Annotated in this window: 23 protein-coding genes; 19 read left to right on the forward strand and 4 right to left on the reverse strand. The window is 38.6% G+C overall.

Translation table 11 applies throughout. The features are described from left to right. The first annotated feature begins 3 nt into the window (after window positions 1–3). The 9 genes from QPX86_RS10515 (at window position 4) to QPX86_RS10555 (ending at window position 8,811) form a co-directional block, all read left to right on the forward strand. Window positions 4–558, forward strand: coding sequence for a HyaD/HybD family hydrogenase maturation endopeptidase (locus QPX86_RS10515; RefSeq protein ID WP_285162595.1), 555 nt, complete (start codon window positions 4–6; stop codon window positions 556–558). Next, window positions 551–2,488, forward strand: a complete 1,938-nt coding sequence (locus tag QPX86_RS10520; RefSeq protein ID WP_285162596.1) for a Kae1-like domain-containing protein — start codon at window positions 551–553, stop codon at window positions 2,486–2,488. Before QPX86_RS10515 ends, QPX86_RS10520 begins: the two co-directional genes overlap by 8 nt. 9 nt (window positions 2,489–2,497) lie before the next feature. After that, window positions 2,498–4,972, forward strand: a complete 2,475-nt coding sequence (gene hypF, locus QPX86_RS10525; protein WP_285162597.1) for a carbamoyltransferase HypF — start codon at window positions 2,498–2,500, stop codon at window positions 4,970–4,972. 105 nt (window positions 4,973–5,077) lie between these two features. Then, window positions 5,078–5,794 (forward strand): hydrogenase nickel incorporation protein HypB, encoded by a 717-nt coding sequence (gene hypB / locus QPX86_RS10530; RefSeq protein WP_220754456.1) that lies wholly within the window; start codon window positions 5,078–5,080, stop codon window positions 5,792–5,794. A gap of 1 nt (window position 5,795) precedes the next feature. After that, on the forward strand, window positions 5,796–6,038 hold the full coding sequence (locus tag QPX86_RS10535; RefSeq protein WP_285162598.1) for a HypC/HybG/HupF family hydrogenase formation chaperone: 243 nt from the start codon (window positions 5,796–5,798) through the stop codon (window positions 6,036–6,038). Continuing rightward, the gene (gene hypD, locus QPX86_RS10540; RefSeq protein WP_285162599.1) at window positions 6,038–7,165 is read left to right on the forward strand and encodes a hydrogenase formation protein HypD; all 1,128 of its coding nucleotides are present in this window, start codon (window positions 6,038–6,040) and stop codon (window positions 7,163–7,165) included. The genes QPX86_RS10535 and hypD overlap by 1 nt, the downstream gene beginning before the upstream one ends. Continuing rightward, complete coding sequence (hypE, locus tag QPX86_RS10545) at window positions 7,152–8,165, forward strand: hydrogenase expression/formation protein HypE (protein WP_285162600.1); 1,014 nt, start codon at window positions 7,152–7,154, stop codon at window positions 8,163–8,165. The genes hypD and hypE overlap by 14 nt, the downstream gene beginning before the upstream one ends. After that, window positions 8,165–8,512, forward strand: coding sequence for a hydrogenase maturation nickel metallochaperone HypA (gene hypA, locus QPX86_RS10550; RefSeq protein WP_220754460.1), 348 nt, complete (start codon window positions 8,165–8,167; stop codon window positions 8,510–8,512). The genes hypE and hypA overlap by 1 nt, the downstream gene beginning before the upstream one ends. A 134-nt stretch (window positions 8,513–8,646) precedes the next feature. Next, a complete protein-coding gene (locus QPX86_RS10555) occupies window positions 8,647–8,811 on the forward strand; it encodes a hypothetical protein (RefSeq protein ID WP_220754461.1) in 165 nt (54 codons plus the stop codon). 96 nt (window positions 8,812–8,907) lie between these two features. Here QPX86_RS10555 and pgm read toward each other — a convergent pair whose 3' ends face one another. Continuing rightward, a complete protein-coding gene (pgm, locus tag QPX86_RS10560) occupies window positions 8,908–10,578 on the reverse strand; it encodes a phosphoglucomutase (alpha-D-glucose-1,6-bisphosphate-dependent) (RefSeq protein ID WP_285162601.1) in 1,671 nt (556 codons plus the stop codon). A 21-nt stretch (window positions 10,579–10,599) separates the two neighbouring features. Next, window positions 10,600–11,211: a replication initiation negative regulator SeqA gene (gene seqA / locus QPX86_RS10565; RefSeq protein WP_220754463.1), complete on the reverse strand. Its 612-nt coding sequence runs from the start codon at window positions 11,209–11,211 to the stop codon at window positions 10,600–10,602. A gap of 332 nt (window positions 11,212–11,543) precedes the next feature. Between seqA and QPX86_RS10570 the strand changes: the two genes are divergently transcribed. From QPX86_RS10570 to QPX86_RS10600, 7 genes are all read left to right on the forward strand, one after another. Then, window positions 11,544–12,308 (forward strand): alpha/beta fold hydrolase, encoded by a 765-nt coding sequence (locus tag QPX86_RS10570; protein ID WP_220754464.1) that lies wholly within the window; start codon window positions 11,544–11,546, stop codon window positions 12,306–12,308. Between the two features lie 135 nt (window positions 12,309–12,443). Next, window positions 12,444–12,665, forward strand: a complete 222-nt coding sequence (locus tag QPX86_RS10575; RefSeq protein WP_102527253.1) for a DUF2788 domain-containing protein — start codon at window positions 12,444–12,446, stop codon at window positions 12,663–12,665. A gap of 8 nt (window positions 12,666–12,673) precedes the next feature. Next, a complete protein-coding gene (ybfE, locus tag QPX86_RS10580) occupies window positions 12,674–12,946 on the forward strand; it encodes a LexA regulated protein (RefSeq protein ID WP_055023987.1) in 273 nt (90 codons plus the stop codon). A 49-nt stretch (window positions 12,947–12,995) separates the two neighbouring features. Beyond that, window positions 12,996–13,523 carry a flavodoxin FldA gene (gene fldA / locus QPX86_RS10585; RefSeq protein ID WP_285162602.1) on the forward strand — a complete coding sequence of 176 codons (528 nt, stop codon included), beginning with the start codon at window positions 12,996–12,998 and terminating at the stop codon, window positions 13,521–13,523. Window positions 13,524–13,688: 165 nt separating this feature from the next. Then, window positions 13,689–14,927 carry an elongation factor P maturation arginine rhamnosyltransferase EarP gene (earP, locus tag QPX86_RS10590; RefSeq protein ID WP_285162603.1) on the forward strand — a complete coding sequence of 413 codons (1,239 nt, stop codon included), beginning with the start codon at window positions 13,689–13,691 and terminating at the stop codon, window positions 14,925–14,927. Window positions 14,928–14,974: 47 nt separating this feature from the next. Further along, window positions 14,975–15,535 carry an elongation factor P gene (gene efp / locus QPX86_RS10595; protein ID WP_220754467.1) on the forward strand — a complete coding sequence of 187 codons (561 nt, stop codon included), beginning with the start codon at window positions 14,975–14,977 and terminating at the stop codon, window positions 15,533–15,535. A gap of 310 nt (window positions 15,536–15,845) precedes the next feature. Next, window positions 15,846–17,060 carry a pyridoxal phosphate-dependent aminotransferase gene (locus QPX86_RS10600; RefSeq protein ID WP_248983124.1) on the forward strand — a complete coding sequence of 405 codons (1,215 nt, stop codon included), beginning with the start codon at window positions 15,846–15,848 and terminating at the stop codon, window positions 17,058–17,060. An 86-nt stretch (window positions 17,061–17,146) separates the two neighbouring features. Here QPX86_RS10600 and cls read toward each other — a convergent pair whose 3' ends face one another. Then, entirely contained in the window at window positions 17,147–18,598 is a 1,452-nt protein-coding gene (gene cls / locus QPX86_RS10605) for a cardiolipin synthase (protein ID WP_220754469.1), read from the reverse strand. 221 nt (window positions 18,599–18,819) lie between these two features. Here cls and QPX86_RS10610 point away from each other — a divergent pair, with 221 nt between their 5' ends. After that, window positions 18,820–19,629 (forward strand): endonuclease/exonuclease/phosphatase family protein, encoded by an 810-nt coding sequence (locus tag QPX86_RS10610; protein ID WP_407696633.1) that lies wholly within the window; start codon window positions 18,820–18,822, stop codon window positions 19,627–19,629. Between the two features lie 85 nt (window positions 19,630–19,714). On the opposite strand, the gene QPX86_RS10615 is transcribed toward QPX86_RS10610, so the two are convergent. Further along, window positions 19,715–20,623 carry a hypothetical protein gene (locus QPX86_RS10615; RefSeq protein ID WP_285162604.1) on the reverse strand — a complete coding sequence of 303 codons (909 nt, stop codon included), beginning with the start codon at window positions 20,621–20,623 and terminating at the stop codon, window positions 19,715–19,717. A gap of 192 nt (window positions 20,624–20,815) precedes the next feature. Between QPX86_RS10615 and yfbR the strand changes: the two genes are divergently transcribed. Together yfbR and QPX86_RS10625 are read left to right on the forward strand one after the other, a co-directional pair. Further along, entirely contained in the window at window positions 20,816–21,424 is a 609-nt protein-coding gene (yfbR, locus tag QPX86_RS10620; RefSeq protein ID WP_285162605.1) for a 5'-deoxynucleotidase, read from the forward strand. Window positions 21,425–21,472: 48 nt separating this feature from the next. After that, entirely contained in the window at window positions 21,473–22,852 is a 1,380-nt protein-coding gene (locus tag QPX86_RS10625) for an anti-phage deoxyguanosine triphosphatase (RefSeq protein WP_285162606.1), read from the forward strand. The last annotated feature ends 94 nt before the right edge of the window (window positions 22,853–22,946 follow it).

Raw genomic sequence — 22,946 nt, forward strand, 5'->3', positions numbered from 1 at the left:
ACTTTGTCTACCACCCTACTTATTGGGATAGGTAATGTATTGTACGCCGATGAAGGTATCGGCGTACATTTCGTTAATTATATCCAAGAGAAATATCAGTTTACTCATCCGACTGACCAATTAGATTTACTTGATGGGGGCACATTAGCTCAGGGGCTTATTCCGATCTTATGTAAATACGACAACCTAATTGTGGTCGATACCGTTAATAGCCCTGGTGTTAGCCCCGGTGAAGTTTATTCGTTTAATTTTGACCAAGCACCACCTGAAATTGATTGGCAAGGTAGTGCGCATGAAGTTGAAATGTTGCAAACCCTTATCATGATGGAAATGGTTGGTGATAGGCCAAATACTCATATTGTTGGCGTAACACCTACAGTAATTGAACCAATGACCTTAGGACTTACTAAAACTATCCAAGCAGCAGTTCCTACTATGGAAAACGTATTGCTCAAACACCTTAAAGAGCGTGGCTTTAGTTACCAGCAACAAGCGGAAGTGGATATCAACGAGCTTATCCCTGATTCATATAAACGCGGAAACTTACAATATGCCTAAAATTTGTTTTAATTTTCACTGTTATCGCGACATCCCCTTATATGCAGATCTCTGTAATCTTTATCTCGCTGATAACCGTTTCGATTTTACCATTGGTCACCTCATTAATAATGACCAACAAACCAAACATGCCCAGTTTGAACAAGTACATACCTATTTTTTAGAAGTTGAAGGCTTAGAGGCAGAACTCGGTGACCTAGCAGATGAAATTGCGACAAAGTTTCTCTACTCTGTTTGGCTTAAAAGTGCTGAAGTAATAACTATTGAACATAGATTAGGCACTAAAAACTGTTTACAACATCACGTCGTAAACCAACGATTCTGTAGTGAATGTGAACCTAAGTTGTCAGACATAAATGCAATCTATGATATCTCTGATAACTGTCAACAATGCTTTGGTCATAAAAAGCTACAAGACTATGAACTAGGTTTTAAACAGCAAGATATTTGTGACGTTGTCGACAAGATTGTTCAAGGAAAAGAAGTTTGTTTAGGGGAAACAGCTAATCAAATTTACCTAAGTCTTAATTCAATAAATCTGACCAACCCAATTCAAGATTTTGAAAATCAAGCTAGGCCTTTGCAACAAATATTATTTACCCATCCACAAGTAATCACTTCATCTTTTATTGTCAATGAACAGCAAGCATTAGCGTTATCAAGCTTTGAAAAACCGTTTATCAAACTTGCTCCGAATAAAAACTTAGATGCTATCAGTGAACATGAAAAACAACATTTAATTGCCAGTTACTACGATGTCACATTTGCTGATAGCCGACTGCTGATTAAGATAGCTGCATTACTAAAACATAAAGGGATTAACTGGTTATTCATCAATAAACCCAATATAACAAAAACGAGCAATACTCTAAGAGTGACTTGGTTGGATAGTGCTTGGGTTCAAACTACAACTCTAAGTGATATATCCATTGAAGCACCATTGCCAAGACATGATGACAATCGTTACCTTCAATATGATGTCTCATACAAAAAGAATGTACTCTCTTGTCACATAGATAAACATGCTGAGATCACGAGTACCAGTCATATAGCGAGTAAGCCGCTTGCCGGTATTGATGCTGCAATATGTGCCATGCATTCTGGTTTATTAAGCACAGGCTGTATTACAAGCGCTAAAGGCTTTTTCGAAGCCACTTCAACACTTAAAAAACTCGCTTGTATCTACTTTTCAAGTCAGCAATCGAGTTCTGTGATTACACAAAATGAACAAGGCGATATCAATTCATTCCTACAATTACCGATTCTCCCTCAAAACGGAGTTGAATTGATTCAAGAGTTAACCTCTTCTGATAAAAATACCATATTTAAAAAATATAATGATGCTTTCCCTGATACCGTGACACTGGTTTCAGAGTTTAATCTAGCACCTAATGAACGTCTTGATAGCTTACAGGCATTTATGGCTTATGCTGCGTTAATCGTGCTACCGACTGAAGAAATATCCTCAAGTGGTCACATTTCTCCACATTTACTGAGCCAAGAACTAGCCAATAAATTCCACGCATTGGCTCAAACCTACCAAGGTAACAATGCTCCAAGAATCGATTTTCCATTGTGTGCCATTAACAGTGATGACGATTTTTCCGTCCATAACCGTTCAATAAATTGGCGAAAAACACTGGCCAGTTTAATGAGTTTCAAATTAGCTGGAGCAAATCCAGCTATTTTAGCTTTTGGCTTTTTCGACTCATTTACCGATTATTTAAGTAATTGGATTGATCACCTAGAGCAACAGCAAGGCATAGACGCTGTGGTTTTAGCTGGTAGCGATTTTAGCTACGAGGTGCTCGCAAACAGATTATGTATTCGACTAGGTAAAAACTATCCACTAGTGGTTAACAGACAATTTGACTTGGATGGAGCCAATATAGCGATTGGCGGTATGTATCTTGCCAAGCGACGTCGTTAGGAGCAATTTATGACTATTCATAGTGGTTATCGACAACAAGTTATTCTGAATATTAATGGGATCGTCCAAGGTGTCGGTTTTAGGCCATTTGTTTATCGCCTTGCAACTCAATCAAATTTGTATGGTTCTGTATTAAATAATCAACAAGGAGTGTGTATTCATTTGCAAGGTATGAATACTGACATTAATAAAGTTGTCCACCAACTTAAAGTTAACCCACCTCCTCTGGCGCGTATTGATAAGTTATTAATTAAAGAAGAAGCTATTGATTACTCATTAAAGGATTTTGTTATTGAAAGCAGTAGCAGCCATGAAGATGCAATCGTTTCTATATCTGCGGATAAAAGCGTATGCGGAGATTGTTTAGTCGAAATGCGCGATCCAAACAATCGTCATTATCAATATCCTTTTACGAACTGCACTAATTGCGGCCCACGCTATAGCATTATAAATAATTTACCTTATGACCGAATCAATACGTCAATGGCGGATTTTGTGATGTGTGATGAATGCGCCTATGCCTATAACGATCCTCTTAATCGACGATATCACGCTCAACCTGTTAGTTGTCCTAAATGTGGTCCGCAACTGAGCTATGTTCGATGCAATACTGAACAAAAAAAAGCATTAACCGTCAATGCTGATGTCAGTTCTAAGCAAATTATTCATCAGATAGTAAATGATTTAAATCAAGGAAAAATCCTAGCAATTAAGGGACTTGGTGGCTTTCATATTATTTGCGATGCAACTAATGATGCGGCAGTTAAACGGCTAAGACAGCGTAAGCAACGTAAAGCCAAACCCTTTGCAGTAATGGCGACTGATTTAACTAATGCTAAACAAATGGTTGAAGGAACAGCAAAAGAATGGCAAATCATAAACTCTGCTGAGAAACCCATTACGTTAATGTACAAACGGTCAGATATTAAAATTAATTTAAGCCCTGCCATTGCACCAGAACTTGATACCTTAGGTGTGTTTTTACCCTATACACCATTGCATCATTTATTACTTGAAGCATTCAAAAAACCGATCGTTGCAACGAGTGCAAATGTATCTGGATTACCCATTATCATTGATGGGAACGAAATCAAACGTCAACTTTCACATGTCGTCGACGGCATAGTGGATCATGACCGTCCGATCGTTAACGCTTGTGATGATAGTGTCGTGCAAGTTATTGATGAAAAGATACAAGTAATAAGATTAGCTAGGGGCTATGCGCCACTCAGTATTCCTCTAGAGAATAAATTACAATATCAACTCCTCGCTGTAGGTGCTCAGCAAAAAAACACTCAGTGTTTTGCATTTAATGAAAATGCTTTTGTGAGTCCTCATATCGGCGATTTACATAATCTGGAAACCAACCAGTACTTTGAACAAACCTTAGCCACATTCAATCGTTTATATCATTTTAATGCTGAGCAAATCATTGCTGATAAACATCCTGAATATACCTCTAGCCAGTGGGCTGAAACGCAAGCCATTAACCAACACTTATCACTTGCCAACATACAACATCATTATGCCCATGTATTGAGCGTTCTTGCTGTTAACAACTATCATAAACCAGTATTAGCATTTAGCTTTGATGGTACTGGTCTTGGGGATAATGGCGAGCTATGGGGCAGTGAATGCATGCTTGCTGATGCGCATCAATATGAAATTAAATCACACTTTAAATCATTCAAATTGATTGGCGGTGAACAAGCGATAAAGCAGCCAGTGCGAATATTATTAGCCCTGTTATTTGAAACCATGTCTGTTGCTGAAATTATGTCGCTGCCAATTAATGCCATACAGCAAATGGATAGTACAACGGTTAACAACTTATTCAATATGTGGACGAATAACAGTGCATGTATTGAATGCCGCTCAGTGGGTCGCATATTCGATGCCGTTGCTGTCGCGCTTAATTTAATCAATCAAAATGATTTTGAAGCACAAGCTGGTATGCTGATTTCCACTCACGCCAATAAAGCGATAGCGTTAAACAATCAGCAGCCCATTTCTAGTGATGATGCTAGAACTCCATTAAGTTTGACATCTGACATCCCACAAAACATTCATGACATAGATAAAGCAGCTAAAAATATTCAAATTCAGGTATTTAAGCCCGCCTTTCTCGTCAACCAACTCATTACAAGACTCAATCAAGATAAATCAAACACTAGCATTAGTGCCTTACCACAGTTGATTAATCAATTGTGTTTGGAGTTTATCGACAGCATTAGCCAAACGGTGGCAGATGTAACCGAGCAATTTCCTAGTCATAAAATCGTGCTATGCGGTGGAGTATTTCAAAATAAACTCTTGTATGAGATGACCTTATGTAAACTTTCTCAGCTAGACAATACCAACGAAATTAAAATAGAAAACCGGATATTACCAAGCAGATTAGTACCGATTAACGATGCAGGAATTTCTCTTGGACAAATTTGGTATGCATATCAACAGCTAAATAGATCACAAACACAGCATTAAGCGTTTAAAGAGTTTCACTTTGCTGATGTTAATCAAAGAATCAATTAAAACCCATGTTAATACTGAATAAGTACAGGTTAAAACGGTTTTTAAAGGAGTATAAAAATGTGCCAAGATTGTGGATGTTCATTAACGGATCACTCAAGCCTGCATTCGAATCCTCAACTGAACGATACTAAAACCTTATCCGTCATTCATAAAATATTGGATAAGAATGATCATGAAGCGCAACATAATCGCGAGCACTTTGAAGCGAATAACGTCCGTGCATTTAATCTTATGAGTAGCCCTGGTAGTGGCAAAACAACACTGCTTGAACATCTACACGAATACTTACCTAAAAAGTACGCTGTGATTGAAGGCGACCTAGAAACATCAAGAGATGCCGATAGGCTGATTGCTAAGGGCATTGAAGCCTATCAAGTACAAACAGGCTCAGCTTGTCACTTAGATGCCTTTATGGTGCATCAAGCGCTACATCACATCGATTTGAAACCTATTGATGTTTGTTTTGTAGAAAATGTCGGTAATTTAGTGTGTCCTGCCAGTTATGATGTAGGTACCCACCACAACATCGTTTTATTATCTGTCCCTGAAGGCGATGACAAAATTGAAAAATATCCAGTCATGTTTCGCCGTGCTGATTTAGTCCTGATTACAAAAATGGATTTAGCTGAACACTTTGATTTCTCCTTGGTTGAATGTCGAAAACAACTTGAGAAGTTAAATCCTGAAGTCACCTTAATACCCGTTTCAGTTAAAGATCCGCAGTCAATTACTGCGGTCGCAAACTGGATTCAGAAACACCAAGGGGAAAAGTGATATGTGCTTATCTGTTCCTTCTCAAGTTACTGAGCTACACGAAGACGCCACTGTTACCGTCAATACATTAGGCGTTAAAAGACGTGTGAGTAGTCATCTTATGACAGAACCTTTAGCCATTGGCGACTTTGTTCTTATTCACATCGGTTTTGTTATGAATAAAATTGATGAAGATGAAGCCAATTTAAGCCTAGAACTCTACAAGGAAATTGTGGAAAAACTCGAGCTTGAGGAGCAGGTTTAATGGAACTTACTGACTTATACCAACAATTCAGGAACCCAGACACAATAAGGGCTTTGTCTGAGTCGATTAATAAGTTGGCTTCCGATATTGAGTCAAATATTAATATTATGGAAGTGTGTGGCGGACATACCCACACGATTATGAAATATGGGCTTAATCAACTTCTGCCAAATAATATCAAATTTATTCACGGGCCAGGTTGCCCTGTATGTATTATGCCAAAAGAGCGAATAGACCATGCAGCTACCCTAGCCCAACTCCCCGATGTCATCTTGCTGACATTAGGCGACATGATCAGAGTGCCCGGCTCTAAAGGTAATCTTGCTAAGTTTCGTGCCAAAGGGGCTGATATTAGACCGCTTTACGATCCAATGGATGCCTTAACTATTGCTAAAGATAACCCAGACAAAAAAGTTATCTTTTTTGCGATAGGTTTTGAAACATCAACCCCCATGACAGCAGTACTGATTGACCAGGCTGAAAAACAACAAATAAACAACTTACTATTTCACATTAATCATGTATTAGTGCCACCAGCCATTGACGCTGTAATGGCTGATACCAATAGTAAAGTTAATGCCTTTATAGGTCCGGCTCATGTCAGTGTGATAAGTGGCGCTAAAATTTACAGGCCAGCAGTCGAAAAATATCAAACTCCTGTCGTCGTATCTGGATTTGAACCAGTAGATGTAATGGAGTCCATTCTTCGTATTGTTCAACAAAAACATGCTGACATTGCTGAACTTGATATTCAATACAGCCGCGCTGTCACAGAAGAAGGCAACTTGACAGCGCAAGCGTTAATTGATCAATACCTCACGATTAGAGATACCTTTAGATGGCGAGGATTAGGTCCTATTCCCAATTCAGCCTTAAAATTGAAAGATAAATTTGCTCACCGCGACGCTGAAATCATCTATATGACTAACCTACCCACTGCTGAAATTGACGATCATAAAGCCTGTCAATGCGGCGATATCCTAAGAGGCCTATCGAGTCCTCCTGATTGTAAAGTGTTTGGCCGTGGTTGCAGTCCTGAAACCCCTTTAGGTAGTTGTATGGTGAGTTCAGAAGGTGCGTGTAACGCTTATTATCGATATGCAGGAGTAAACCATGTCCATCCATAAATTTAAACAAGTGCAACTCAGTCATGGTGGTGGCGGCAAAGAAATGAATAGCCTGATTAACGAAATGTTCTTTAAGGCATTTTCTAACCCTATTCTAAGCTCACAAGAAGATGCTGCGCATATACAACTATCTGGTGCAACAGCCTTTACTACAGATTCATTTACCGTAGAACCTTTATTTTTTGCTGGTGGCAATATTGGCAAGTTGGCCATTGCTGGCACAGTCAATGATCTCGCTATGATGGGTGCAATTCCAGAATATCTAAGTTGTAGTTTTATCATTGAAGAAGGTTTTGCAATAAAAGACTTACAAACCATCGTCACCAGTATGGCCGATGAAATGCAATTCAGCGGCGCGCACATTGTGTGTGGTGATACTAAAGTGGTCCCTAAAGGCTGCGCAGATGGCATATTCATCAATACATCAGGCGTTGGCAAAATTATAAAACAGAATATCTCGGTTAAGAACTTACAAACAGATGACGTCATAATTGTATCAAGAGATATCGGAAGACACGGAGCTGCAATTTTAATGGCACGAGATAGCTTATCGTTAAATTCTGAATTAACCAGTGATTGCGCCACATTATGGCCAATCGTGGAGCAATTAATCGCAGCCAATATTGAAATCCATGCCATGCGCGATGCCACTCGTGGGGGTTTATCTGCGGTATTGAACGAATGGGCTAGCGCATCCGATGTTGGAATTAATGTTGATGAAAAAGCAGTTCCTGTTTCTTCTGAGGTACAAGGCCTTTGCGAACTCTACGGATTTGAACCTTTTGATTTAGCCAATGAAGGGACATTTATTATCGCCCTACCTCGAGCAGCCGCAGACAAAGCATTAGAAATAATGACTCAATATTGTCATTGCGATCAAGCAGCGATCATCGGCTATGTAACTGAAGAACACAACGGCAAAGTTATTTTGAATACTCCTTGGGGTAGTAGTCGTTATTTAGACATTCCTCAAGGTGAACTACTGCCAAGGATTTGCTAATGCATGAGTACTCAATTGTTATGTCTTTAATGGAGCAAATAGAGCAATTAGCTAGAGATAATAACGCAACTGAAATTGTCAGAGTTGATATCAAGGTCGGTGTATTGAGTGGTGTAGAACCACATTTACTACAAAATGCATTTGATACTTTTAAGCTTGAAACCGTTTGCCATCAAGCCGTATTAAATATGCAGCTGCAACCATTAGTGATTGAGTGTCGACATTGCCAAGTTCGCTCACAATTAACTGAGCGAAATGTCATCTGTCCAAATTGTAAAAGTCATGATACCCGGGTTATTGACGGTGAGGACATGATGTTGATGCAGCTAGAAATGAATGCAAACTGAGTTTAGAACAGTAAATTTTAACCAGCTTAAACTTTAAAACAACCATAGAACGAGTGTCATTAAGAAACACAGATTACGATTTGTAAGATCAAAACAATTTATCAATAAACTATTTTTTACAAAAGGAAACCATCATGAAAGCAAAACTAACAGCACTACTATTAGCCGCAGCCCCAACACTCGCATTCGCACATGAAGGTCACGGTGGTGTTGGCTTATTTCATCACATGTACGAATTGGCGCCTGCAATTGCATTGGTGGCAATTGTGGCCTTTATCTTCTATAAAAAATCAAAGTAATATGCGTAAATTAAAACGTAAAATAAATAAAGCCCTCAAGTGAGGGCTTTATTTATTGTGTCTATTTTACTTTGTAATGCTGTTCGAAATGGTCAGTTAAGCTTTTAATGCCGTATCTATCATCACTTGTGCTTGACTGATAATCTCACTCAAATGTGTTTCACTGATAAAGCTTTCAGCATAAATTTTAAATAATGCTTCAGTACCCGATGGTCGCGCTGCAAACCAGCCATTTTCTGTAGTCACTTTAATGCCACCAATAGCAGCATTATTACCTGGTGCATGAGATAAAATGGCTGTGATATTTTCACCTGCTAATGTTTTGTCTGTAAAACTATCTGACGATAACTTTTCAAACTTGGCTTTTTTCTTCAAGTTGATTGGACTATCGATTCTGGTATAAAAGCTCTCACCGAATTGCTCTGTCAGTTCAACATACCTTTGTGCAGGAGTTTTACCTGTAACTGCTAAAATCTCTGCGGCAAGTAACGCTAATATAAAGCCATCTTTGTCGGTACACCAAGTGCTGCCATCTTTATTTAGAAACGCAGCGCCTGCACTTTCTTCACCACCAAAAGCAATTGAACTATCAGCTAAACCTTCCACAAACCATTTAAAACCAACAGGAACTTCTAAGCATTGGCGATCATGAGACTGACAAATTCTATCTATGATTGCACTAGACACTAAGGTTTTGCCTATCGATAAATCAACTGACCAATCTTTACGGTAAGTGAGTAAATAATCAATGGCGACTGCTAAGTAATGATTTGGGTTCATTAAGCCAAAACCTGGACAAACAATGCCATGACGGTCGTAGTCAGGATCATTACCCACACAAACGTCGAAATTTTCGCTGTGAGCAAGCAAACCAGCCATTGCATAAGGAGACGAACAATCCATTCTGATTTTTCCGTCTTTATCTAAAGTCATAAACCCAAATGATGGATCGACTTTGTCATTCACAAGAGTAATGTCTAAACCATGTTGTTTCGCAATATGCGACCAATAATAAATTCCTGAACCGCCTAGCGGATCAACACCTATTTTGATGTTTGCTTTTGCTATCGCTTCTAAATCAATAACATTTGAAAGTGACTTAACATAAGGAGCGATAAAATCGACTTCATCAATCCAACCAGAATCAACCGCCACGCCATAATTGACTTTTTGTACGCCAGATAATTGATTAATTAAATATTGGTTGGCATTGGCTTCGATTTGTTTTGTAATCTCAGCTTCTGCTGGGCCGCCGTGAGGAGGATTATATTTAATTCCACCATCTTGAGGTGGATTATGAGAAGGGGTAATAATCAATCCATCTGTTAATGAGACAATATTAGTAGCGCTATTTGCTTCACCATTTACTGCAGTATTTGCTGCAATAATGGCTTGAGACACGACAGGCGTCGGGGTAAAACCATCATTTTTCTGAACTTTAACCGCGACTTGATTGGCAGTTAGCACTTCAAGTACCGACATGTAAGCCGCATAAGATAGAGCATGAGTATCAAAACCAACAATCATAGGCCCTGTGATACCCGCTTGCTGACGATAATCTACAACAGCTTGTGTAATTGCCCAAATATGGTTTTGGTTAAAACTTGCTTTTAACGAACTGCCGCGATGTCCAGATGTACCAAAAGTCACCTTTTGCAGGACATCTTCAACGTTGGGAGTAATGCGATAATAGTGACTCATCAATTTTGGTAAATTGATCAAATCCGTTTGTAATGCCACCTTTCCAGCTCGATTGTGAATCGCCACGCTTACTCTCCCTATTAAAATTTAAATTCTTTCAGCTATCGATTTTGCCAGATCTTCATTACAGCCTAATTGCAATAACACTTCTGATAAAATCGTGCGCTTTTTAGCAGTATTATTATTGGTAGTTACCCAATAACCGCTATCTCCAATTTCCTTTGGATTAGCCGATTGACTAGCCGATAAAAGTTCAGCTTTTGAACGGGCAAAATACAAACGACCACGGCCCTGAATTTTTAAAATTTGGTCAAAAGTCGCTGGCGTTAATACTGATAGTGATTCCAGTAAGAACATAAAGCGCCCTACTGCCCCTTTTTGTTGAGACAACATATGCTCGTGAACAACATCTTTAAAGTTCGCCGCTGTAATCTCTGTTGCTTGATCAAGTTCAGTAACTTCAGTTTCAACAACGTCGTTATGTTCAGCTTGGTTTGGCTCTTCTACAACTTCATCAGTTGCAGTTTCGTGGGCAGTTTCTAAACTTGGATGACTAATAGCAAGAGGTTCCGCTGGCTCAGCAGTGACAACAGAGAGGTCTAGCAATCGACGTAAAATATCTGATGCGCTTTCGCCAATACGTTCCGTTTTACTTGCAATATAACGATAGAGTTCTTCGTCTACCTCAATATATTTCATATTAGTCTGCTTCCTTTGGTCTTTGAACGAATACCGCCTAATGCTTGTAATTCTTTATATTCTACTGTCAAACAGTTGATATTGAATGTTGGCGGTTTAAAGATCGATTTTGATCGATCAAAATATTACTCACAGTCTACCCATGTGTCGCATTAGGTTAAAGAGCAAAAGTCACTAAATCTTTCAATTATAGCTAATTTCATTAAATCATTTGACTGGTGGATTGATAAATGAACATAAGTTCTAAGGATAATTAGCGCCTCCTATTGAAATCATATCTATTTTGAAGGCAAAATCACCGCCTCATTGATTATGATAACGGAAATCAAGCCATGCATTATGTCTCTTCTGGCGAAGGCCAACCGGTAATTTTAATTCACGGATTATTTGGAAATCTAGATAACCTTAAAAACCTTGCCAATGCACTAGAAGAAAATCACCAAGTTATCCGTGTTGATTTACCTAACCATGGTAAAAGTATGCACTGGCAGCATATGGACTATCCTAGCCTTGCAGATGAATGCGTTAAACTATTACACAAACTAAATTTAACCGAGGCTCATTTTGTTGGGCATTCCATGGGCGGCAAAGTCGCTATGGCATTAGCGTTAATCCATCCAGAAATGGTTACCAGTCTCGTCGTTGCAGATATAGCACCCGTAGCATACAGCCCACGCCACCAAAAAGTATTTGCAGGATTAACTAGCATGCCAATGGAGCAAGTTTCATCACGTAAATTTGCACTTGATCATCTCACCAATGCAGACATTGATATTGGCACATCACAATTTTTATTAAAAAATTTACAACGAACCGATAATGGATTTGAGTGGAAAATGAACCTTGAAGGTCTCATTGAAAACTACTCACACATTATTGGCTGGGACATACCAGATTCTGTCTACCCAAAGCCATGCTTTTTCATCCGCGGTGGAGAGTCAGAATATGTTTTAGCTGAACATTCCAATGCGATAATGAAACAATTTCCAAAGGTCAGCGCCAAAACAATTAATGGCACAGGTCATTGGTTACATGCACAAAAGCCAGAAATATTTAATCGTCTTGTCGTTGAGTTTATCAATAAGCAATCAAGTTAACTCTTGTTACATTTAATTAAACAAACCAACTACGTAAATTTTAAAAAATGAACTAAGCAGATATAGCCCACGTATCTTCATTGTGGTATATTCCCGCCCTCTTTTAGCCTTAAAAGTAAAACTGAAGGTAAAAACATGTTGAATCAATACATGGATCAAATTGAGACTCTCGGTCTAAACTTGTTTTTTGCTTTAATTTTTTTCTTTATCGGCATGGCGATTCACGATGTACTCAAACAAGGCAAAGTGCCTAAGTTTGGTCGATATATCGTTTGGTTAGTATTATTCCTTGGCTGTGCCGGGTTTGTAGCAAAAGGTATTATTCAGATGACCTGGGAAGGCTCAGGCATCGGTTAAACAAAACGATGGCAAAAGAATCAACAGACAGAACAACGATTGACCTGTTTGCTTCTGAAAAACGTCGTGGACGTCCAAGAAGCAATCCCTTAAGTCGGGAACAACAGCTAAAAATCAATAAGCGTAACCAGATCCAACGGGATCGCGCTAATGGATTAAAACGAATAGAGTTAAAGGTGTCACAAGTTTTGTATGACGCCTTGAACGAACAAGCATTGGCCAGTAACATCAGCCGTAGCCAGTTAATCGAATTAATCCTGCAACAACAAATCGACAACTGAACCATATTTTATAATTCGCAAAGCGAACTAGATATTTAAAGGATAGCAAATGGCAACTGTAGGTCTTTTTTTCGGTAGTGACACTGGTAACACCGAGGCTGTAGCCAAAATGATCCAGAAGAAACTGGGTAAGCAAATGGTTGATGTAAAAGACATCGCCAAGAGCACTAAAGAGCAAATCGCTGAATTCGATTTAATTCTATTCGGTATCCCAACCTGGTATTACGGTGAAGCACAATGTGATTGGGATGATTTTTTCCCAGAACTTGAGCAAGTAGACTTTACCGACAAGTTAGTCGCGATTTTTGGTTGTGGTGACCAAGAAGATTATGCCGAATACTTCCTTGATGCTATGGGCATGGTTGGTGACATTGTTTCTGCACGTGGTGGCATAATTATTGGCCATTGGCCAACAGAAGGTTACGACTTTGAAGCTTCTAAAGGCTTAGTTGATGATAAGCACTTTATTGGCTTAGGTATCGATGAAGATCGTCAACCAGAACTAACAGAAGAGCGTGTAGACGCTTGGGTTAAGCAAATTTACGAAGAAATGTGCTTAGCAGAGTTAGAAGACTAATATTTTGTCAGTGTTCTACTTTAAGTAGCACTAGCAAATAATAAAAAGCGGCATTAGCCGCTTTTTTTGAATCTGTATTTTACAAGGTTTAATCGAGCAGCTCTTGGCATACCGTTAATTTCGCTAGCATCGTTTATAAATATCATCCTGTTGAGGCAAAGCCAAATGGCATCTGAAACACCAACTATATCTTCATTTCATTCACCACATTGGGATATATTCTGTGTTGTTGTTGATAATTATGGCGACATAGGCGTAACTTGGCGCCTTGCTAAACAATTGGCTGCTGAATATCAAATTGACATCAATCTATGGGTTGATGACCTTAATAGCTTTTCACATATTTTACCTGAGCTTGATAAATCAGTAGCTCAGCAACGCTTTCATGATGTGAATATATTTAAATGGAACCAACCTCTAGATATAAGTTATGACCCTGGAGCCTTATTAATCGAGGCCTTTGCCTGTGAATTACCATCACAGGTTATTTCATTAATCGGCGCGTTGCATCAAAAGCATAAAGCAAAAGAAAGTATTATTAAGCCACCTGTTTGGTTAAATTTAGAATACTTGTCAGCTGAAGATTGGGTTGATGGATGTCATGGCCTACCTTCTATGCAAGCGAGCGGAATTAAAAAACATTTTTATTTCCCAGGGTTTACATCAAAAAGTGGCGGCCTTATATGTGAATCTACATTGTTTAAACTGCGTGACGAATGGCAATCTAATACCAATAACAAAGTAGCATTGTTTAAAAAACTTGGATTAACAGGTATCACAGCAAAAGATTTTGTCATTAGTGTGTTTAGTTATGAAACCACTGCACTAACCGCACTATGCAAACATTGGATTCAGTGTAATTCAATCACAAATAAAACATCACCTGTAAGCAAACGGATTCATGCTTTATTCCCTATGGGTAAAAGCTTAAGCAGTATCCTTGATTTGCTAAACGTACCACTGCAAGCAATAAAACCTGGACAACAGTTTTGTTTAGGAAACTTAGTCATTCATATATTACCAATGACAGATCAAACTCAGTTCGACCGACTGCTATGGAGTTGCGATTTCAATATTGTTCGAGGTGAAGATTCATTTCTACGAGCGCAATGGGCTGCAAAACCCTTTATTTGGCACATATACCCCCAAGAAGATGATTATCATCTAGTAAAATTACAGGCTTTTGTTAATATCTACAGCCTGAAACTTGAAAATGATGTCGCAAATACTTGGTCTAAAACCAATTTTGCTTTCAATCAACAAGACTCCAATGTTGTAGAGCATTGGCAACAACTCATTTCAGCCCAATCGACTCTTGAGCAACATGCTAAACATTGGCCGATTGACGCTAAAAAGGATGCAGATCTCGCTTCTCGACTGGTTGAATTTGTAAAAACCAGCTAAGATACTGCGCAATTAAAAATTAATACCTAAAATATAGGAATAAAGTAATGAAAACTGCTCATGAACTCCGTCCTGGTAACGTGATCATGTTAGATGGCAGCCCATGGGTTGTTCAGAAAACTGAAACAACTCGCTCTGGCCGTAACGCTGCAATCGTTAAGATGAAGCTTAAAAACGTTCTTCAAGATTCTACCACTGAAACCACCTTTAAAGGTGAGGACAAAATGGAAGATATCATCCTAGAACGTCTTGCATGTACTTATTCTTACTATGCTGATCCTATGTATGTATTCATGGATGCAGAGTACAACCAATACGATGTTGAAGCTGACAACTTAGGTGATGCTGGTGCTTATATTGTTGACGGTATGGAAGAAGAATGTTCAGTTACTTTCTATGAAGGTAAAGCGATTTCTGTTGAACTGCCTGTCACAATCGTACGTGAAGTAACTTACACTGAGCCTGCAGCTCGTGGTGATACTTCAGGTAAAGTAATGAAGCCTGCAACCATTACTGGTGGCGGTACAGTTACTGTTGCTGAATTCGTAAAAATTGGCGACAAAATCGAAATCGATACTCGTACAAACGAATTCAAAAAACGCGTTTAATTTACGCTTTTATTATCGCAACAGCGAAATTGTTAAAAACCAGCATATGCTGGTTTTTTTATTGTTTTTAATTGCTTAAATAAAATTAATCAGCAAAAGTGACTTGTACTTAAAATAACAACCACATAAGCATCAAAACCTAAATCGCCCCACCGCAGCAGCACAAATAACCACCAAGTGTTACTTCAAAAACCCGCCACAGAATAAAACCCTAAAATAAGCACAAAAACTGCTAAATAAACCTTTTAACTGCGCTACAAATTCGTTATTGTTCGCAGACTTAAGTCGTATTAGTAATGTTGAGGCAAGTATGCGCCCTATAATCAAATCCAATAAACTCGATAGCGTTTGCTATGATATCCGTGGTCCTGTGCATAAAGAAGCACGTCGCTTAGAAGATGAAGGCCACCGAATTTTGAAACTGAATATCGGTAACCCTGCCCCATTTGGATTTGAAGCACCTGAAGAAATTGTTCGTGATGTCATTTTAAATTTACCAAGTGCACAAGGTTATTGCGAATCAAAAGGACTATTCTCGGCCCGTAAAGCGATTGTGCAGCATTATCAAGCCCAAGGTATTCACGGTATTGATATTGAAGATGTGTATATTGGTAACGGCGCTTCAGAGCTTATTTGTATGGCGCTACAAGGTTTACTTAACACTGATGATGAAGTATTGATACCCTCGCCTGATTACCCTTTATGGACTGCTGCGGCAAACCTTGCTGGTGGTAAAGCTGTGCATTACCGCTGCGATGAAGAATCAGACTGGTTTCCAGATTTAGAAGATATAAAAAGTAAAATTACACCACGTACGCGCGGCATAGTGATTATTAACCCTAATAACCCGACGGGTGCGGTTTACAGTAAAGAATTATTGCTAGACGTGATTGAACTTTGTCGACAACACGACATCATTTTATTTGCAGATGAGATATACGATAAGATTTTATACGATGATGCTGTACACACCCATGCAGCGTCGTTATCTGACGATATTTTAACAGTCACCTTTAATGGTTTATCAAAAGCGTATCGCGCTGCGGGTTTCCGTGTGGGTTGGATGGTTCTCAGCGGTAATTTAAAATCTGCTGCTAATTATATTGAAGGCTTGGACATGTTGGCTTCAATGCGTTTGTGCTCAAACGTACCTAACCAACACGCGATTCAAACCGCTTTAGGTGGCTATCAGAGTATTAATGAGTTGATCCTTCCTAACGGTCGTTTAACCGCTCAACGTGACGTGTGTTTCGATGCCCTAAATAGTATCCCTGGTGTCAGTGTTAAAAAACCAAAAGGTGCCTTATACGCTTTTCCTAAACTGGATATGAAAAAATTCAATTTACGCGATGATGAGCGTTTGGTGCTAGATTTACTCAAATCTCAAAAAATTCTACTGGTTCAAGGCACTGCTTTTAATTGGCCAGAACCTGATCATGTGCGTGTGGTCTTTTTACCGCACAAAGAAGATTTATCAAAAGCGTTAACGGACTTTGGTAACTTCTTAGAAGATTATTCTCAATAGCGTTTAAAGCCTAATGGAATATTCATTCAACAAAAAAGCCACTGAGTTCAGTGGCTTTTTTGTTGATGCTGATACAATTTATTCACTTACAGCAATGGGCTAAACAGGTAAAAAACTTGCTCAATGACACGTTTATACATTGGCCGTTGCTCCCATTCTTCGACTGTCAAAATATCTGAATCATCCATGTAGCTTTGTAGCAATAACCCCAACCTAGCAGCAAACTTCACATCATCAACGGCCAAAGTTAATTCAAAATTAAGCCATAAACTACGCATGTCCATATTAACGGTGCCAATAAGACAGTGTTCATCATCTATCAAAATAGATTTTGTATGCAGTAAGCCGCCTTTAAATTGGTGAATCACCACACCTGCATTTAATAACTCGGTAAAAAATGAGCTACTTGCCCACTTAACCATGGTTGAATCATTTTTACGGGGAATAATGATATTCACATCAACACCACGTAGAGAAGCTGTCACCAAGGCATCTAATAGCTGTTCACTTGGCACAAAATACGGTGTTGTAATTACTATCTTATGCTGCGCTTGATATAAGCTTTGCAAAAGTACCTGATGGATGACTTCTTCAGGCATGCCTGGACCAGAAGGAATAGTTTGAACTAATGACGATGTATCAGAGCAATGCGCTTCTGGTGGCATGGCTGGCATAATTCGCTGATTGGTTTCAACTTCCCAATCCCATGCACTTACGGTATTCATTACTGGTACTACAGGGCCAGTAATTCTAACCATCATATCAATCCACTCTCCTACGCCATCTGATTGTTTAAAACATTTAGGATCAACTAAATTCATTGAGCCAGTGTAGCCAATGGTGTTATCGATAACCACTATTTTACGATGTAATCTTAAATCCATTCTGCGAAAGAACATTCTTAATGGACTAACAATTAATGCTGCTACAACATTGATTCCAGCAGACTTCATATCCGCTGGCCAATGAGATTTAAAAAATTGACGACTTCCTGCAGCGTCTAATAACAGTTTAATTGCAACACCACGTTTAGCTGCATTAATTAAAGCTAATGCTACTTCATCAGCTAAGCCACCTGGGTGCCATATATAAAACTCAATATCTATTGAAGTTTTAGCAGCATTAATATCGTCAATTATTGAGTTTAGGATTTGTTCTGGAGTGTGTTGCAGCACCAATTCATTGGCCATTAATGAAGGGATGTTTAATTGCACATCACATAGTTTACTAATAGAACGCGCATATTCACTTTGGCGTTTAGGCTGATGTGCATTGTGATGATATAGGGCAGAAAACCATTCGGCATAAGGTTTATACATGCCTTTAGAGCGACTAGAACGAGCTTTACCAAGGTGTAATTCACCGAACAGCATGTATGCTATAACACCGACAAAAGGTAAAAAATAAATAATCAACAACCAAGAAAATGAAACGCCCACGCTACGTCTCTTAATCACAATACGTGTAGCAACCCCGCCCAATATTAACCAATAAAGGAAAACACCAAGCACTGCCATAATCTGGGTTATTTGATCCATAGGTATTTGATTCGTCCTAAGCTTTATAGTGAATAAGCGATGAATAAATAGTAAAGTCTGATTGTACTGAATAATCCATCGAACGTCATAATTAGCGTCATTCGTGAAATAGTTTTAATGTTGTGCGTAAAAAAATAACTTTAGTAAAAAACTATGCTATAGATAACAATTTTTAAGAGGTTATTTTGCAGATCAAACGATATAAGTACCCTTTTATCTTGTTGCTGGTTAGTGGATTACTGTTGGCTTATAACAGCATAATTTCAAATTTTAATGGTAAGCCTGAGGTAATGATGAGTGAACAACCGCCTTTTTTTGTATCGCAATGTTCTTCGTCATCTAACTCAGTCGCGATTGATCGTAACGGAATGTTAAATATTGCCGTTTGGAATATCTACAAACAAAAAAAGGTCGATTGGCAGCCTGTCTTAACAAATCTAACGAAACATAATGATCTTGTGTTACTACAAGAAGCCAAGCTAAATCGAACTTTCAAACAGTATCTTGCAGATAATCAATTTCATGTGCTCATGGCCAAAGGCTTTAAGTTAATGAATGTGCCAATGGGCGTGATGAATCTGTCTACAGAACCTGCTAATGAGGCTTGTGCATATCAAACTACCGAACCGTTAATTCGTTTTGCAAAGTCGACCTTAGTGAGCCGTTACCCGCTATCTTCTGGCGAGCAACTATTAGTAATTAATTTACACGGAGTCAATTTTGATGTTCGCTTAACAAGTTTCGAAGCACAGTTTAAGCAAATACTGCACAAAGTCACCATACACCGTGGACCTGTGATCTTAGCGGGTGATTTCAATACATGGCGCGACGGAAGACTAAATATTGTAAAGCAATTGGCTCATGGATTAAGGCTTGAAGAAGCTCAATACAAAGTCGATTTTAGGAAACGTGTATTTGGCTTGCCATTAGACCACCTTTATTATCGCGGTTTAACCTTAATAGATGCTAACTCTGATAAAACTACCGCATCCGATCACAATCCAATTCAAACCCAATTTAAACTAAAGTAATGGCAGTTTCTGATCTACAGCTGCCATTATCCATGAAGCTTTTAGTCCAGTTCTATTGAGCAACAGCTTTAAATTGCATTATCAATCAAAAAACTTTGAAGCATACTAAGCGTGATTCACTACAAGTAAATCGGTAAAAGTCTTCTTCACGATCTTGCTCACCGACAAATGCCATCAAAGCTTTTTTATCTGTCCCTTTTACTAACTCTCTAATTTGCACTAACCGCTCAATAAACTTGGTTAATACATTGGTTTGCCAGCCTTGAGTATTGATTTCGACAAAATAGGGTCTAAGGTTTTTTTTCTTACCTTCACTTTCTTGCCACCAGCCAGCAGATAGCTTAATTTTTATTTTGTCATCACTAATTTCAGGTTTATCCCAAGACAAGGTACTAAAAAATATCTTTGTTTGAGCTTGCTCGGTCTGAAAACGAAATTTTTGCTTGCCAATGGGATTATTAATCTTTTGAAAAACATCTTGATAATGATTACCACTGATACCTTCGAAGGTTAATTGGCGATCACGATCAAACGGGAAATTAAAATATTGGTCAACTATGGTTTGAAATGAACTGGTGAGATAGTTACGTTTTTCTTTCTTTTGACTGGAACTTGAAGCTGTTAATCGTCCTGCTTGAAATTCTCTTTGTTCATTGTTTACCAGCACATCAACAGGTTTAATTGATCTGGCAGACACAAGATTAAAACGGTTTGGATAAGCTAAAGGAAAACCTTCATCCGTTGATATACGGCTAGTCTTGGCTTGCTCACGTATTTTCGAGGTTGCTTTAGCATAGCAATCTGTTCGATGTTCAGTATTTTTACCCGTTTTAAAGTATGGCTTACGTAAGTTGACCGCTTTTTTATAAGAGCAAGGAATTAAACTCACGCCGCATTCGTCACATTCAAAGCTATAGGATTTCACATTGTCTAATAAATACAAATCTTCATTTGTAATCAGTTTATTTAGCTCAACACAACGGGCATCATCCATCTCGGCACTCTTCTAATAATCCAATAAGTTAGAGTAAAACTAAGCAATTCCAATATCAAATTTTAGTTATAAAATATTGAATAAAAACAAATTGATTATATGGCGATTCAAGATTAACTAAAGTAATGTTATAGCTATACAAGTATTAATACATTCCGTATTCAGCGAGTATCGACTCACTAGGGGGCACAAATGAAACCAAGTACATTTATGGCATGGATCACCCGTATGCCACTTCTCGAACGCTGGGCGTTAATGCATTGTTTTCAAAAAGAGAATGTTTCAGAGCATTGCCATCAAGTTGCCGTAATAGCCCATTTATTAGTTGTGATTAAGAATAAACGCTTTGGCGGCAATTTAAATCCTGAAAAAGCCGCAACCATCGCACTATACCATGAAGTATCAGAAACCAAACTTCAGGATATTAATTCAAATACTAAGTATCACAGCCCTGAATTTACTAAAGCATTTAAAAAACTTGAAGATTTAGCTGAAAAAGAATGTTTAGCGTCACTACCTGCTGATTTACGCGAGGAAATGGAGTCTTTACTGGTTCAATCCGAAGTTGATCCAGAGTACAAAGCGATTGTAAAAGCTGCTGACATATTACAAGCCTATGTAAAAACGATGAATGAGCTAAGGTTTAACAACGATGAATTTCATCATGTTAAAGACAACCTTGATAAAAAGCTTAACGAAATACAGCAACAATTACCCGAGGTAAAATGCTTCATTGATATCTTCTTAGATAGCTGTACTTCTACATTGGATAAATTAACTGAAAACGATCCCCATATTTAATGACTAGTTACTGAAACCCAGTTAGCAGCCTTTGATAAAGGAACTAAAATGCCAGATACGATTTCTTATAAAAAAACTGAACATGAACTAATCCAAAATCCATGGCATGACAGACGTTTAGGGGAGGATAAGCTAAGACGTAATGATCATCGTAGCCCTTTTCAACGTGACCGTGCTCGAATTTTGCATTCTGCTGCATTCAGACGTTTACAGGCTAAAACTCAAGTTCACGGTATTGGCATGAATGACTTTTTTAGAACAAGGCTAACCCACTCATTGGAAGTATCTCAAATCGGCACTGGCATTGCTGCTCAGCTAAAGCGTAAATACAATGAAATCAATTCTCTACTAGACTCAATGAGTTTAATAGAATCCTTATGCTTAGCTCATGACATAGGCCATCCACCTTTCGGTCATGGCGGTGAAGTCGCGCTTAATTACATGATGCGCAATCACGGTGGATTTGAAGGTAACGGACAAACCTTTCGTATTCTCGCAAGACTTGAACCCTATACAGAGTATTGGGGAATGAACTTAACTCGACGTACTTTATTAGGGATCCTTAAGTACCCTGCTCTATATAACAAATTGCATGTTGATTTAGGTCAACAAGAAATTAAAAACCATCGGCAACTGAAACCCTCAGAGTGGCCGCCAGTCAAAAGTTTGTTCAATGATGATAAAGATATTTATGACTGGGTTTTAGCAAGTTTATCAACAAGTGATCGTAATCGATTTGTAAGCTCCAAACCTAGTCCTACTGACGCATATCCACATCATCGAACACAATTTAAATCATTCGATTGCTCCATTATGGAACTAGCCGATGACATTGCCTACGCAGTACACGATTTAGAAGACGCCATAGTCATGGGGATTGTCACTCCAGCTCAATGGCAGCGTGATGTTGCTATGCATTTATCAGAAAGTGAAGACCAATGGCTAAGTAATGAATTTAAAACCATTGCAGATAAACTGTTTTCCCATCAGCATCACTTACGAAAAGATGCAATCGGCACCTTAGTAAACGGATTTGTTACCGACATCATTATTACCGAAGACCAGAAATTTGAAGAGCCACTACTGAGATACAATGCAGCACTACAACCTGCTTTTGCTGATGCATTGGATACCCTTAAAAAATTCGTGTTTAAGTATGTAATTCGCAAACCTGAAATACAAATGCTCGAATACAAAGGACAACAAATCGTGATGGAGTTGTTCGAAGCTTTTGAGTCAGATCCGCTGCGATTATTACCGCTTAATACTCAAGAGCGGTGGCAACACGCTAAAGACAATAATTTAAACGAGATGCGCATCATCGCAGATTATATTTCGGGAATGACAGATGAATTTGCAGGCCGCTTACATCAACAACTATTTGGTCCTAAATCTGCTGGAATATTTGAGATAAGCTTAGAGAGATAGTAACTCCTTAGACTCACAAGGCATAAGGGTGAAAGTAAAAGCAAATTAGTCACACCAACAACTACTTACAACTAGTAATAACCACGAGAGCTTA

This window comes from Shewanella goraebulensis, from assembly GCF_030252245.1.
GTDB lineage: Bacteria > Pseudomonadota > Gammaproteobacteria > Enterobacterales > Shewanellaceae > Shewanella > Shewanella goraebulensis.